This window comes from Kitasatospora sp. NPDC008050, from assembly GCF_042957465.1.
In the GTDB taxonomy this organism is placed as follows: Bacteria; Actinomycetota; Actinomycetes; order Streptomycetales; family Streptomycetaceae; genus Kitasatospora.
In genome coordinates, this window is the sequence record NZ_JBIBIJ010000002.1 from 682,115 (window position 1) to 696,280 (window position 14,166).

Sequence of the window (14,166 nt, forward strand, 5' to 3'; positions counted from 1 at the left end):
GGGGTCGCCCAGGCCGGAGCGGTGGCTGAGTACAGCTGCGAAAAGGTTGCTCTGGTCAACTATCCTGGCCTATGGTTGCCCTAGGCAACGATTTCTAAGGATCGCCATGACCAGCAGCCAGCCGGCCCACCGCCGTCACCACGGTGCCGCCGACCCCGACCGCCCGATGACGCACCGCGAGATTCTCGAAGCGCTCTCCGGGCTGCTGCTCGGCCTCTTCGTGGCGGTCCTCTCCTCGACCATCGTCTCCAACGCGCTGCCGACCATCCTCAACGACCTGCACGGCGGCGAGTCCGCCTACACCTGGGTGATCACCGCGGCGCTGCTCTCGCTCACCGCCTCCACCCCGATCTGGGGCAAGCTCTCCGACCTGGTGAGCAAGAAGCTGCTGGTCCAGCTGGCGCTGGTGATCTACATCGTCTCCTCCACCCTGGCCGGCCTCTCGCAGAACACCACCGAGCTGATCGCCTGCCGAGTGCTGCAGGGCCTGGGTGCCGGCGGCGTGGTGGCGCTCGGCCAGATCTGCCTGGCGGCGATGGTGCCGCCGCGCGAACGCGGCCGCTACAGCGGCTACTTCGGCGCCGTCTTCGCGCTGGCCACCATCGGCGGCCCGCTGATCGGCGGGGTCATCGTGGACACCGGCTGGCTGGGCTGGCGCTGGTGCTTCTACGTCGGGATCCCGTTCTCGGTGATCGCCATCATCGTGCTCCAGCGCACCCTGCACCTGCCGGTGGTGAAGCGGAAGGCGAGGATCGACTACCTGGGCGCGCTGCTGATCGCCGGCGCGGTCAGCCTGCTGATGGTCTGGGTCACGCTGGCCGGCAAGAACTACGCCTGGGGCTCCTGGCAGACCGTGGCGATGGTCGGCGGCGGGCTGCTGCTGGTCGTGCTGTTCATCCTGACCGAGCGCCGGGCGGCCGAGCCGGTCATGCCGCTCACCCTGTTCCGCCACCGCACGGTGAGCCTGGCGGCAGTGGCCAGCGCCTTCGTCGGCATCGGGATGTACGGCGCCACCACCTTCCTGAGCCAGTACTTCCAGCTGGCCAAGGAGAAGACCCCGACCATGGCCGGCATCATGACGCTGCCGATGATCCTGGGCCTGGCGGTCGCCTCCGCCGTCGCCGGGCGGCTGATCACCAAGCACGGCAAGTGGAAGCGCTACCTGGTGGCCGGCACCTTCCTGCTCGCGCTCGGCTTCCTGCTGCTCGGCACCGCCCGGGCCGACACGAGCTACGGCCTGCTCTCGCTCTACATGGCGGCCACCGGCGTGGGCCTCGGCCTGACCTCGCAGAACCTGGTGCTGGCGGTGCAGAACACGGTCACGGCCAAGGAGTTGGGCACGGCCAGCTCGACCGTCACGTTCTTCCGCACGATGGGCGGCGCGATGGGCGTCTCCGCGCTGGGCGCCCTGCTCGGCACCCGGGTGACCCACTACCTCACCCAGAACCTGACCGCCGCGCACATCCCGCCGGCCGGTGCCGCCGCACTGGGCGGCGGCGACCTGCCGGACCTGCACACGCTGCCCGCGCCACTGGTCCCGCTGGTCACCGACGCCTTCGGGCACGGGGTGGGCACCGTCTTCCTGGTGGCCGCGCCGTTCGCCGCGGTGGCCTTCCTGGTGGTGCTGCTGATCCGCGAGGTGCCGCTGCGCACGGCCCCGGTCGCCGCCGCGCCGACGCCCGCCGAGACCCGGCCGGTCAGCGAGCCGGCGTAGCGGGCAGGGCCGGGACGGGCCGGCTGACCGCGTCGTCCCGGGTGGCCGCGCCGTCCCGGCTGGCCGGGGCGGCCAGTCCGGCACAGTAGGTCGGCCGGCGGCGGTGCGGCCGACGGTACCGGAGTGGCGTAGTCGTTCATGATCCCCCTTGGTCGGGGGCCATCCTAGGCACTGCCGCGCGGCCGGTTCGCGCAGTTCACAGCGGGTGCAGTGGGCGTGCACCGCACAGACGAGGAAGGCCGCGAGCTGCTGTGAGCAGCTCGCGGCCTTCCTCGTACCCGCGGTGTTCTCGGAGCCTCAGCTCGCGATCAGCATCAGGCCGTAGCCCACGGCGGCGGCGCAGGCGGCGAAGCAGACGCCGGCGGCGGCCAGCGCCACGGCGCCGTTGCCGGCGGCCGGGGACCCGCCACTCGGGGCACCGGCTCCGGCGGCCTCGACGGCCGCCTCACGGCGGGACAGGGCCAGGATGCCGAGGGCGAAGGCGCTCACCACGGCGACGGTGACCAGGAAGCTGACACCCGCGGTGTCGGCCAGGGCGCTCCAGTTGATGTGCATGGCGAGCCCCTCAGGCGGCGACGGTGGTGGTGGGCGTGGTCGGCGGTGCCACCGGGGTGACGGTGACGTCGGGCGGCGTCACCAGGGCGACGTCGGACAGCTCCGGCGAGAGCTCGGGGACGACCGGGAGCGCGGCGGCGACCGGGAGTTCGGCACTCTCGGCGCCCGCGGTCTCCTGCGGGAGGTCGTTGACGTTGTTCGCGGTCACCGGCTGGCGGCGCGAGAGCATCCACATCGCGCCCGAGCCGGCCACCAGCGCGGCGCCGACCAGCACGACGCCCCAGGTGCCCCGGTCGGCGACGTAGGCGGCCGCACCGGCCACCACGGCGGCGGCGGGCAGGGTCAGCCCCCAGGTGTAGACCATGCGGCGGGCCATGCTCCAGTGCACCTGGGCCTTGGGGCCGCCCAGGCCCGCGCCCATGATGCCGCCGGAGACCACCTGGGTGGTGGACAGGCCGTAGCCCATGTGCGAGGAGGTCAGGATCACCGCGGTGGTCGCGCTCTCGGCGGCGAAGCCCTGCGGCGCCTGGACGTCGGTCAGGCCCTTGCCCATGCTGCGGATGATCCGCCAGCCACCGCTGTAGGTGCCCAGCGCGATGGCCAGACCGGCGCTGGCGATCACCCAGGTGGGCGGCAGCGCGTGCTTGGGCAGCGCGCCGACCGAGACCAGGGTCAGAGTGATGATGCCCATGGTCTTCTGCGCGTCGTTGGTGCCGTGGGCGAGCGAGACCAGCGAGGCGGAGAAGATCTGGCCGGTCTTGAAGCCCTTGGTGGTGCTCTTCTCGTTGCCGTGCTTGGTGATGAGGTAGGCCATCTTGGTGGCGCCCCAGGCGGCCACGCCGGCCACGATCGGGGAGGCGATGGCCGGGATCAGGATCTTGGTGACCACGGTGCTGAAGTTCACGCCGTCGAGGCCGACTCCGACGACGGTGGCGCCGATCAGACCGCCGTACAGCGCGTGCGAGGAGCTGGAGGGCAGGCCGCGCAGCCAGGTCAGCAGGTTCCAGAGGATTGCGCCGACCAGCGCGGCGAAGATCACCGCCGGGTGGATCCCGGCCTTCTCGTTGACGATGCCGCCCGAGATGGTGCCGGCCACCTTCACGGACAGGAAGGCACCGGCGAAGTTGAGGACCGCCGAGATGGCGACGGCGATCTTGGGACGCAGCGCGCCGGTGGCGATGGAGGTGGCCATCGCGTTGGCGGTGTCGTGGAAGCCGTTCGTGAAGTCGAAGGCAAGGGCCGTGACGATCACTACCGCCACCAGGAACGTGATGTGTTCCATTACCAAACAATCGTCGTAGTAGTCGGACTGTGGTTTCTGCTGCCGTGTTCAGCGCGACCGTAGGGAGGACGGGTGAACGGAAGGTTAACTGGGTTGGGACTCTGGGCTCCGTTTCGGTCCTGCGCCTTACAAAGAGAAGTCTGGCAGGTGTCTTGGCCTGGTCTTATGCGAACAACGCCCGGTTTACTCCCGGATTGCTGAGACATGTGTCACGACCGGGCGGGGGTGAGAATTCATCCGCCGGTACGGACGCTCTCTGCCCCAGCCGGTGCCCGGCATGGCAGGATCGGTCGGGGTTCGCCGTCGGCGGGCCGTGGGGTGTCACCGGACGTTGGGGAGGCGGGCCGATGCGAGCCGTGCGGCGCGAAGATCTGCTCGGAAGTCAGCCGTGGCTGCGGGCCGCGCTGCGCTGTGGCGCGGTGCTGGCGATGGCGGCCCTCGCGCTGCCGCTGGCCGGCCAGACCGCCTTCGCCGTCAACGCTCCGGCGCCCGGCGCCTCGTCCGTGCCGTCGGGCGCTCCCGGCGCCGATCCGCTGGCCCAGGCCGAGGCGACGCTCGGCCCGCTGCTCGACAAGGTCCACCTGCTCTACCAGAACGCCGAGACCGCCACCGAGCAGTACACCGCCACCGCCCAGCAACTGGCCACCCAGCAGGCCACCGCGGCCGCCATCACCAGCAAGGTCGACGCCCAGCAGAAGCTGGTCGACCAGGGCATCGACGTCGCCTCGGAGATCGCCTCCGAGCAGTACCGCAACGGCGACATCTCCGGCCTCGGCGAGCTGCTGCTGACCAACGACCCGTACCAGGCCGCCCACCTCGCGGCGCTGCTCTCCGCCGCCAGCCGCTCCCAGGCCCAGTTCATCGGCCAGCTCAAGAGCGACCAGGCGGCGCTGGAGCAGCTGAAGAAGCAGTCCGGCGACGCGGTCAACACCAGCAAGGCGCTGCTCGCCCAGCAGAACCAGAACAAGACCGACATCTCCCAGCAGCTGGCCACCGTCGAACAGTTGGTCTCCTCGCTCACCGGGGCCCAGCAGAGCGAGCTCCAGCAGCTGGAGCAGAAGCAGATCGACCAGGCCCAACTGGCCTTCCTGGCCTCCGGCGCACTCGGCCAGGGGGAGCGCACCCCCTCGGCCGCCGGGCGCACGGCGGTGGCCTACGCGCTCGCCCAGCTCGGCAAGCCCTACCTGTGGGGCGGCACCGGGCCCGCCTCCTACGACTGCTCCGGCCTCACCTCGCAGGCCTGGCTGAGTGCGGGCGTGCAGATCCCGCGCACCAGCCAGGACCAGTGGGCCCAGCTGCCGCACGTTGCGCTGAACCAGCTGCGCCCCGGTGACCTGGTGGTCTACTACGAGAGCGCCGAGCACATCGCGATGTACATCGGCGGCGGACTGGTCGTCCAGGCCCCGCACACCGGCGCGTTCGTGCGGGTCTCGCCGATCGGCATGGCGCCGATCCTGGGCGCGGTGCGGCCCGACCCGCAGAGCGCCTCGGACGAGGCGGGCGGCGCCTGGAAGGTGCCCGCCACGCTGCAGGACGCCGAGACGATCACGCCGATCGCACCGGGTCAGGGCACCGCGCCGGGCCTGCCGAGTGAGCCGCCGCTGTCCGCGCTGCTGCCGGTGGTGCCGATCAGCCCGTCGGCGCCCCCGCCGGGTGCCTCGCCGACGCCCTCCTCGCCGCTGGCCCCTTCGCCCTCGGGCGGCTCCCCGGCGCCGTCCGGGTCGGGTTCGGCCTCGCCGTCGGGCAGCACCTCGCCCGCGCCGTCCGGTTCGCCCTCGGGCGGCGCCTCACCCTCCGGTTCGCCCTCGCCCTCGGGCAGTGCCCCGGCCACCGGCTCGCCGTCGCCCTCGGGTTCGGTCCCGGGCAGCCCCTCGCCCTCGGGCAGCGGTTCGGCCAGCCCCTCGGCCTCGCCCTCGGGCACCGCGCCGGTGAGCGGTTCGCCCTCGGGCACCTCGTCCCCCGCGAAGTCCCCCTCGGGGCCTCCCTCGAACAGCCCCTCGCGCTGAACCGGCCCCGGCCCGTCAGCCCACCGGGGCCGACGGGCCCGGGCCGGGGTCAGGCACCCGAGTCCGGCTCGAAGCGGATCACCACGGCCTTGGAGGTGGGCGTGTTGCTGATCTCGGCCGTCGAGTCGAGCGGCACCAGCACGTTGGTCTCCGGGTAGTACGCGGCCGCGCCGCCGCGGGCGACCGGGTAGTGCACCACCTTGAAGTGCGGCGCGCGCCGGTCCACCCCGTCGCGCCACTCGCTGACCAGGTCCACGTAGCCGCCCTCGGTCAGGCCCAGTTCGGCCGCGTCCGCCGGGTTGACCAGCACCACCCGGCGCCCGCCGGTGATGCCCCGGTAGCGGTCGTCCAGGCCGTAGACGGTGGTGTTGTACTGGTCGTGCGAGCGCAGCGTCTGCAGCAGCAGCCGCCCGGCGGGGACCTCGGGGGCGGTCAGCTCGTTGACGGTGAAGTTGGCCTTGCCGGTGGCGGTGGGGAAGGTGCGCGAGTCGCGCGGGCCGTGCGGCAGCGCGAAGCCGCCCGGCGCCTTGACCCGGGTGTTGAAGTCGGTGAAGCCCGGCACCACGCCCGCGATCCGGTCGCGGATCGTGCCGTAGTCGGCGGCGAACTCCTCCCACGGGATCGGGTCCGCCGGGCCGAGCGTGGCGCGGGCCAGCCGGCAGACGATCGCCGTCTCGGAGAGGATGCCGGGGGCCGGCGGACGCAGCCGGCCCTGCGAGGAGTGCACCATGCCCATCGAGTCCTCGACGGTGACGAACTGGTCGCCCCGTTCGGTGTGGTCCCGGTCGGTGCGGCCGAGGGTGGGCAGGATCAGCGCCCGGGCGCCGGTGACCAGGTGCGAGCGGTTGAGCTTGGTGGAGACCTGCACGGTCAGCCGGCAGTTGCGCATCGCGGCCTCGGTGACCTCGGTGTCCGGGGTGGCCGCGACGAAGTTGCCGCCCATCGCGAAGAAGACCTTGACCCGCCCGTCGCGCATCGCCCGGATCGACTCCACCGCGTCGAGTCCGTGCTCGCGCGGCGGCTGGAACCCGAACTCCCGTTCCAGTGCGTCCAGGAAGGCGGCCGCCGGGCGCTCGAAGATGCCCATGGTCCGGTCGCCCTGCACGTTGCTGTGCCCGCGCACCGGGCAGACACCGGCCCCGGGACGGCCCACATTGCCGCGCAGCAGCAGGAAGTTGACCACCTCGCGGATGGTCGGCACCGAGTGCTTGTGCTGGGTCAGGCCCATCGCCCAGCAGACGATGACCTTCTTCGATCCGAGGACGAGTTCGGCCAGCCGCTCGATCTGCTCCCAGGGCAACCCGGTCGCGGCGAGCACCTGCTCGCGGTCGGTCGACTCGGCCTCGGCGGCGAACTCCTCGAAGCCGTGGCAGTGCTCGGCGACGAAGGCCTCGTCGACGCCGCCGTCGGCGGCCAGGATCAGCTGGTTGAGCGCGCGGAACAGCGCGAGGTCGCCGCCGAGGCGGATCTGCAGGAACAGGTCGGTGAGCTTGGTGCCGCCGCCGACCAGGCCGCGGGCGTGCTGCGGGTTCTTGAACCGTTCCAGGCCCGCCTCCGGCAGCGGGTTGACGCTGACGACGGTGGCGCCGGCCCGCTTGGCCCGCTCCAGCGCGGAGAGCATCCGGGGGTGGTTGGTGCCCGGGTTCTGGCCCGCCACGATGATCAGGTCGGCCTGGTAGAGGTCCTTGAGGCTGACGCTGCCCTTGCCCACCCCGAGGGTCTCCACCAGCGCCGAGCCGGAGGACTCGTGGCACATGTTGGAGCAGTCCGGCAGGTTGTTGGTGCCCAGCTTGCGGGCGAACAGCTGGTAGCTGAAGGCGGCCTCGTTGCTGGTGCGGCCCGAGGTGTAGAAGGCGGCGCCGTCGGGGGTGTCGAGCGCGGTCAGCTCCTCGGCGATGATCGCGAAGGCCTCGTCCCAGCCGATCGGCGTGTAGTGGGTGGCGCCCTCGGCCAGCAGCATCGGCTCGGTGAGCCGGCCCTGCTGGCCGAGCCAGTAGCCGGAGCGCTCGGCCAGCTCGGCCACCGGGTGCTCGGCGAAGAACGCCCGGGTGATCCGGCGCTCGGTGGCCTCCTCGGCGACCGCCTTGGCGCCGTTCTCACAGAACTCGGCGGTGTGCGGCTTGTCCGGCTCCGGCCAGGCGCAGCCGGGGCAGTCGAAGCCGCCGTGCTGGTTGACCTTGGTCAGGGTGGCCAGCGTGCGGCGGGCGCTCATCTGCTCGTTGGCCATCGACAGGCTCTGCCGCACGGCCTTCAGGCCGGCGGCCGCGCGCTGCGGGGCACCGACCTCGGGGGCGTCCTGCGCCGGGTCGCTCTGCGGAGCCTGCTTGGCCATTGTCGCCCACCTCCAGCTGGGATCAGGGCCGCGCCGTCGTCAGCCCCGCCACCATCCTGTCACCTGCGGCAACCGGTGCCCCGGGCCCGGCAGCCGCCAGCGCGCGCAGCAGGGCGCGGGCCGCCACGTCGTTCTGCCGGAAGGCCGGGGCGTTGGTGCGCGGGCGGGCGAAGGCGGCCACGGCGCGGCCGTCGGTGTGCGGGCCGAGCGCCAGGCGGCGCGGGTGCGGGGCACCGCCCAGAGTGGGGTCGAGCAGCCGGCCGTCGAGCGGGTCGCAGGTCAGCAGGCCGGAGCGGTGGGTGAAGTCCGGATCGGTGAGCACCTCCTCGGTGAGCCGGCCCTCGCGCAGCAGCTGGGCCAGCACCCGGTCCTCGGTGCGCGCCAGGTCGTGCCGGGGCAGGTAGGCCTCGATCAGCGCGGTGGCGGTGACCCGGTGCCCCGGCAGGCTCGGGCTGGTGGCCGTGAAGGTGCCGCTCGCCTCGTCCTCGTGGACGGTCAGGTCGGCGCCGAGGAAGCGGACCACGCCGGCCTCGGAGAGCGCGAGCAGCTCGCGCAGCCGGAAGCCCGGCGGGCCGGAGGCCAGGAAGCTGAAGAAGCCCTGCCACCAGCCGTCCAGCTCCCGCGCGGTCGAGCGGGCGGTCAGCCGCCCGGCGGCCAGCAGCCGGGGCAGCTGGCCGTAGAGCGAGAGCAGGGCCAGGAAGGCGCCCAGGTCCGCGCTGTAGGCCGGGTCGGCGCGGCGGTCGGCGTCCGCCCGGATGTATCCGCGCAGGTGCTCCTGGAGCTGTTCGGGGTCGGCGAAGCGCAGGCCGGCCAGCGGGCGGTCCAGCCGCTCGAAGTCGAGCCGGTCGTCCGGCCCGGGCACCGCGCGCTCGACCAGCGCCGTCAACTCCGGCTGGTACCAGCCGTACCGGTCGTAGCCGGCCAGGAACTCGGCCCAGGGCAGCGCGGTCCGCTCGGGGTGCGCGTGGAACAGCTCGTGGTAGTAGCCGAAGCCGATCTCCTTGGCCATCAACGGCCAGGCGTCCCGGCGTAGTTCGAGCGGACCGGGCCGGCCGAGCAGCTCCTCGACGGCGGCCGGGCCGAAGTAGCGCGGCAGCGGGGCGGGCGGGCCCTGCAGCGGGTAGCCGGTCTTCGAGTGGTACGGCACCCCGCGCCGCGAGCCGACCAGCAGCAGCGGCTCGCGGCCCGAGGGGTGGTAGCGCACGCCGCCGTCCGGGCGCTGCTCGAAGCGGCCGCCGCGGCCCTCGGTGAACAGCGCCATCAGGTCGACGAAGGCCAGGCCGAAGCCGCGCAGGATCAGCTGTTCGCCCGGGGCCACCGCCTCCAGGTCGGCCTGCGAGGAGAAGGCGGGCGGCAGGTGGAAGCGGCCGTGCCGGCGGGCGAAGGCGGCGGTGGCGGCATGCCGTTCGTCGGGCGCGGAGCCGAGGTGGCCCAGGGTCAGCACCACCTGGTCGGCCGTCAGCTCGCGCCCCGAGGCCAGCGTGACGCGCTGCGGGCCGTCGGCGGGTCCGTGCAGTGCGACGGCCGCCTCGCGGTGCACGGTGAGCGTGACGCGGGCGGGCAGCCCAGCCACCGCCCGGCGGAACACCCAGTCCAGGTAGGCGCTCTGGGCCCGTCGGGTGGCGAAGTCGGTGGGCGCCAGGGCGGCCAGCTCGGCCCGCACCACCGGGTCGTCGACCGGCTGGTAGGGCGGGAACGCCGGCTGGTCGGCGGCCCATTCGGCGAGCGAGGGGCCGGGGCGGACCGGGCCCTCGACGGCCGAGGTCTCGTCGGTGAACATCGTGACGTCCGCGGCCATCGAGTTCATCCGCAGCAGCGGCGACTGCCGGTGGCGCCAGATCCGGCCGCCCCCCGGCGGGTGCGGGTCGACGAGGTGGATCTGCAACCGCTGCCCCACGGGCAGCAGTTCGGCCGCACTGGCGGCGATCCGCTCCAGCAGGCCGGTGCCGCGCGGCCCGGCGCCGATGATCGCGAGTGCCCTCATGCCCGTGCCTCCGGCGCCGCGTCCACCGAGGCGCGCAGCCGCGACAGGTGGGCGCGCAGTCGCCCGAGCGGGGTGGGCGGCAGCGCGCCGCGGGTCGAGCCGCGGGCGAAGTGCCGCTCCAGGTAGTACTGCAGGACCGACAGCAGGGTGGTCAGCAGCAGGTACCAGAGGGTGGCCACCAGCAGCAGCGGGATCACCTGGTAGGTCTGGTTGTAGATCAACTGCACCGAGTAGAGCAGGTCCTGGACGGCGAGCACGCTGACGATGCTGGTGCTCTTGAGCAGCCCGACCAGCATGTTGCCCGCGGTCGGCACGATCGAGCGCATCGCCTGCGGCAGCACGATCCGGCGCATCACCCGCAGCCGGCCCAGGCCCAGCGACTGCGCGGCCTCCAACTGCCCCTGGTCGACGGAGAGGATGCCGCCGCGCACCACCTCGGCCGCGAAGCCGGCCTCCAGCAGGGTCAGCCCGATCACCGAGGTGAGCACCGGCCCGAACAGGTGGACCGTCCTGACGGTGACGAACTCGGGCCCGAACGGGATGCCGAGGCCGAGCGTCGGGTAGAGGGCGCCGAGGTTGAACCAGAGCAGCAGCTGGACCAGCGGCGGGATCGACCTGAACAGCCAGACGTAGCCCCAGCTCAGACTGCGCAGCAGCAGGTTGCCCCAGATCCGGGCGGCCGCCAGCAGGGTGCCGAGGGCGAAGCCGAGCACCATGGTGGCGGCGGTCAGCCAGAGCGTGAGGGTCAGCCCGTGCAGGACGGCGGTGGTGGTCAGGTAGGAGCCGACCACGTCCCACTGGAACCGCGGGTTGCGGACGACGGAGTTGGCCACCATCGCCAGCACCAGCAGGACGAGCGCGGTGGTCAGCCACTGCGCCGGGCGTCGGCGGCGGGCGAGCGGGAGCTCGGCGAGCGGGAGCGGGCCGGCGGGCGCTGGTGTGCCGGGGGGTGGGGGAGCGGGGGGCGGTGGACCGGTGGCGGGCAGGACCTCGTGCGAGGCGGCCATGGGCAGGCTCCAGAGCAGGCGGGCGGGCGATGGGTCGCCGATCACGCGGGCCGCGTCCCTCAACGCGGCGGCACTGCTCTTGCTCCGTCAACGATCGTACGTGGCACGGGTGAACGCCTGTCAAGGGCGGCCGCGCGGCGGGCGGGCGGTTCTGGACAGTGGTTGACGAAGTCCATGACTCGCTGTTCAACTGGGCACATGAACGCCGCCCAGCCCCTGGTCACTCGCGACCACATCGACTTCGGTCGGGTGTGGTCCGCGGCGTGTCGCGGCTGACCCGGCAGCGGGCCCTCTGATCGGCCCGGCGCCGCGTTCCTCGACGCGGCGACCTCCCTCGGTTCCCCTTGTCGGGCCGGGACCTGCCGTCGGCCGCCCACACCCGCGCACCGCGCACGGTGGAGCCGCCGTCGGCCGCCAGGCGCACGCTGCCGCCGCCCCCGCCAGCCGCTGAGGCTGATCGCCCGCACGCGCTCGCTCCGCACCGCCGTCCTGCCCACGCCGCCCCCGCCGGGCCGGCCCACTCCCGTTCGCCACCCCGGACCCGCGCCGCCGTGCCGTCCGTGCCATCCCGCCATCCCGCCGTCCCGTCATCCCGCCGTCCGCCCCGTGCCCCGCGGCCGCCTTCGCGCTGCCCGCCCGCCGCCCGGGGTCCCCGCGGCGCGCCCCAACACCTGAGAGGCAGTCCGCCATGCCCGTCGAGTTCCTCGGTATCGCCGCCACCAGTGACGGCTCGGAGACCACCGCCCGCAGCACCGAAGCCTTCGACCGCGACTACACCCTGCGGCTGGGCCGGGCCCACGAGGAGCACGGCTGGGACCGGGTGCTCTTCGCCTACGGCTCCGGCTCGCCCGACCCGGCGCAGGGCGCCGCCTTCCTCGCCTCGAAGCTGGACCGGCTGCAGATCCTGCTCGCCCACCGGCCCAACCTCTCCATCCCGACCTTCGCCGCCAAGACCTTCGCCACCCTGGACCGGATCAGCCAGGGCCGGCTCACCGTCCACTTCATCACCGGCGGCAACGACCACGAACAGCAGCGCGAAGGCGACTTCCTGACCAAGGACCAGCGCTACGACCGCACCCGGGAGTACATCCAGATCGTCAAGCGGGCCTGGACCAGCCACGAGCCCTTCGACCACGAGGGCGAGCACTACCGCTTCAACGACTTCGTCGCGGACGTCTTCCCGGTCCAGCAGCCGCGCCCCGGCGTCTCGTTCGGCGGCTCCTCGGAGGCGGCGTACGCGGCCGGCGGGGCCGAGGCGGACATCTACTGCCTGTGGGGTGAGCCGCTGGCCGAGACCGCGGCGCAGATCGAGCGGGTCAAGCAGGCCGCCGCGGCCGCCGGGCGCCAGCAGCCGCCGCGGATCCAGGTGGCGTTCCGGCCGATCATCGCGCCCACCGAGGAGCTGGCCTGGGAGAAGGCGCACCGGACGGTGGAGCGGATCAACGCCCGCAAGGCCGGCGGCGAGCTGGTCCGCCGCCGCGGCTCCGGTGACGCGGTGCCCGAGAACACCGGCTCGCAGCGGCTGGTGGCGATCGCCGAGGCGGGCGAGCGCTACGACCGGGCGCTGTGGACCCCGACCGCCGCCGCCACCGGCGGGGCCGGCAACTCCAACGCCCTGGTCGGCACCCCCGAGACGGTGGCCCAGGCGCTGCTCGACTACTACGACCTGGGCGTGGACATCCTCTCGGCGCGCGGCTACCACCTGCTGAACGACGCGATCGACTTCGGCCGGTACGTGATCCCGCTGGTCCGCGAGGAGGTCGCCAAGCGGGATGCCGCCGCCGAGGCCGAGCGGGCCCGCAAGGCGGCCGAGGCCGAGCGGGACCGCCACCAGCTCATCGCGGTCCAGGCATGAGCCCGGTCCTGACCTTCCGTCAGGCCGACCTCGCGGACCGGCTGGCCGAGCCGCTGATCCGCGAGCTCACCGCGGAGTACCTCGCCCGGTACGGCGAGGGCGCGCACGCCGAGATGGCCCGCTACCCGGCCGCCGAGTTCGCCCCGCCGCACGGCCTGCTGCTGCTCCTGCTGGCGGACGGCGAGCCGGTGGCGGGCGGCGCCTTCCGCCGCTACGACGGGTCGAGCGCCGAGCTCAAGCGGATGTGGACGCACTCGGCGCACCGCCGCCTGGGCCTGGCCCGCCGGGTGCTGACCGAGCTGGAGCGGCGCGCCGAACTCGCCGGCTACCGGCGGATCCACCTGACCACCGGACCGCGCCAGCCGGAGGCCAAGGGCCTCTACCTGGCGGCCGGCTACACCCCGCTCTTCGAGGACGGCGGGCCCGGCGCGCTCGGCCCGCTCCCCTTCGAGAAGTTCCTGAACCGAGAGGCACCGACCCCGTGAGACGCACCGCCCCAGGGCCCGTCCAGGCCCTCGCCGCCGCCCTGCTGCCGCTGCTCGCGCTCACCGCCTGCGGCTCCGGCAGTGGCGGCGCCGCCAAGGCCCTGCCGGCCGCCCTGGGGGTGGACCCGAACCGCGACGTGGTCTCCCAGGAGCAGAAGGCCGACGCGATCGCCGCCCTGCTGCCCGCCGACGTCCGCCAGGGCGGCACGCTCAAGGTCGGCAGCTCCTTCGGCGCCCCGCCCAGCGCCTACTACCCGGACCCGGGGAGCAAGAAGCCGGCCGGCCTGGACGTGGACTTCACCGACGCCGTCGCCAAGGTGCTGGGCCTGAAGGTGGACCGCGAGGACGCCGCCTTCGAGACCATCCTGCCCGCGCTCGGCAGCGGGAAGTACGACGTGGGCACCGGCAACTTCGGGGTCACCGCGGCGCGGCTGAAGACCATCGACTTCGTCACCTACATCGACGACGGCCAGGGCTTCGCCGTCCGCAAGGACAACACCACCCTGAACGACGTCACCCAGCTGACCCAGCTGTGCGGTCTGGCCATCGGCACCGGCGCCGGCACCACCTTCGAGACCACGCTGAACACGCAGAAGCACCTGTGCACGGACGCCGGCAAGAAGCCGTACACCGTGCAGTCCTTCTCCGAGAACGGCGCGATCCTCACCAGCCTCCAGCAGGGCCGGATCGATGCGGTGATGTCCACCATCAACGGCCTGCGCTACCAGGCCGCCCAGCCGGCCGCCGGGACGAGGTTCGTCGGCGAGTTCCACCGCCTGGACGTCGGCTTCGCCTTCAAGAAGGGCAGCCCGCTGACCCCGGCCTTCCAGGCGGCGGTGAACCAGCTGATCAAGGACGGCACCTACCAGCGGATCCTGGACAAGTGGGGCACCGGCGGCTCGGCCATCAGCCAGTCGCAGATCAGCCCGCCCGAGCACACGTGATC

General features: G+C 73.2%; 10 protein-coding genes. 5 read left to right on the forward strand and 5 right to left on the reverse strand.

Annotated elements, in window-relative coordinates:
* Positions 1 to 106: 106 nt before the first annotated feature.
* Positions 107 to 1,714 carry an MDR family MFS transporter gene (locus tag ACFZB9_RS06490; RefSeq protein WP_391444137.1) on the forward strand — a complete coding sequence of 536 codons (1,608 nt, stop codon included), beginning with the start codon at positions 107 to 109 and terminating at the stop codon, positions 1,712 to 1,714.
* A 297-nt stretch (positions 1,715 to 2,011) separates the two neighbouring features.
* Here ACFZB9_RS06490 and ACFZB9_RS06495 read toward each other — a convergent pair whose 3' ends face one another.
* The gene (locus tag ACFZB9_RS06495; RefSeq protein ID WP_391444139.1) at positions 2,012 to 2,269 is read right to left on the reverse strand and encodes a hypothetical protein; all 258 of its coding nucleotides are present in this window, start codon (positions 2,267 to 2,269) and stop codon (positions 2,012 to 2,014) included.
* 10 nt (positions 2,270 to 2,279) lie between these two features.
* On the reverse strand, positions 2,280 to 3,551 hold the full coding sequence (locus tag ACFZB9_RS06500) for an anion permease (RefSeq protein WP_391444141.1): 1,272 nt from the start codon (positions 3,549 to 3,551) through the stop codon (positions 2,280 to 2,282).
* A 347-nt stretch (positions 3,552 to 3,898) separates the two neighbouring features.
* Here ACFZB9_RS06500 and ACFZB9_RS06505 point away from each other — a divergent pair, with 347 nt between their 5' ends.
* Positions 3,899 to 5,557: a C40 family peptidase gene (locus ACFZB9_RS06505; RefSeq protein WP_391444143.1), complete on the forward strand. Its 1,659-nt coding sequence runs from the start codon at positions 3,899 to 3,901 to the stop codon at positions 5,555 to 5,557.
* Positions 5,558 to 5,606: 49 nt separating this feature from the next.
* Here ACFZB9_RS06505 and ACFZB9_RS06510 read toward each other — a convergent pair whose 3' ends face one another.
* Genes ACFZB9_RS06510 through ACFZB9_RS06520 form a run of 3 tightly spaced genes read right to left on the reverse strand, consistent with a single transcriptional unit; the run spans position 5,607 to position 10,859 of the window.
* On the reverse strand, positions 5,607 to 7,889 hold the full coding sequence (locus ACFZB9_RS06510; RefSeq protein WP_391444145.1) for an FdhF/YdeP family oxidoreductase: 2,283 nt from the start codon (positions 7,887 to 7,889) through the stop codon (positions 5,607 to 5,609).
* A 22-nt stretch (positions 7,890 to 7,911) separates the two neighbouring features.
* Complete coding sequence (locus tag ACFZB9_RS06515; RefSeq protein ID WP_391444146.1) at positions 7,912 to 9,873, reverse strand: FAD/NAD(P)-binding protein; 1,962 nt, start codon at positions 9,871 to 9,873, stop codon at positions 7,912 to 7,914.
* Entirely contained in the window at positions 9,870 to 10,859 is a 990-nt protein-coding gene (locus tag ACFZB9_RS06520; protein WP_391444318.1) for an amino acid ABC transporter permease, read from the reverse strand. The genes ACFZB9_RS06515 and ACFZB9_RS06520 overlap by 4 nt, the downstream gene beginning before the upstream one ends.
* Positions 10,860 to 11,568: 709 nt before the next feature.
* On the opposite strand from ACFZB9_RS06520, the gene ACFZB9_RS06525 reads away from it, so the two are divergent.
* From ACFZB9_RS06525 to ACFZB9_RS06535, 3 genes are read left to right on the forward strand one after another with little or no spacing between them, the layout of a single operon-like run.
* Positions 11,569 to 12,735 (forward strand): LLM class flavin-dependent oxidoreductase, encoded by a 1,167-nt coding sequence (locus ACFZB9_RS06525; RefSeq protein ID WP_391444147.1) that lies wholly within the window; start codon positions 11,569 to 11,571, stop codon positions 12,733 to 12,735.
* Positions 12,732 to 13,220: a GNAT family N-acetyltransferase gene (locus tag ACFZB9_RS06530; protein ID WP_391444149.1), complete on the forward strand. Its 489-nt coding sequence runs from the start codon at positions 12,732 to 12,734 to the stop codon at positions 13,218 to 13,220. The genes ACFZB9_RS06525 and ACFZB9_RS06530 overlap by 4 nt, the downstream gene beginning before the upstream one ends.
* Entirely contained in the window at positions 13,217 to 14,164 is a 948-nt protein-coding gene (locus tag ACFZB9_RS06535; protein ID WP_391444151.1) for an ABC transporter substrate-binding protein, read from the forward strand. Before ACFZB9_RS06530 ends, ACFZB9_RS06535 begins: the two co-directional genes overlap by 4 nt.
* Positions 14,165 to 14,166: the final 2 nt, after the last annotated feature.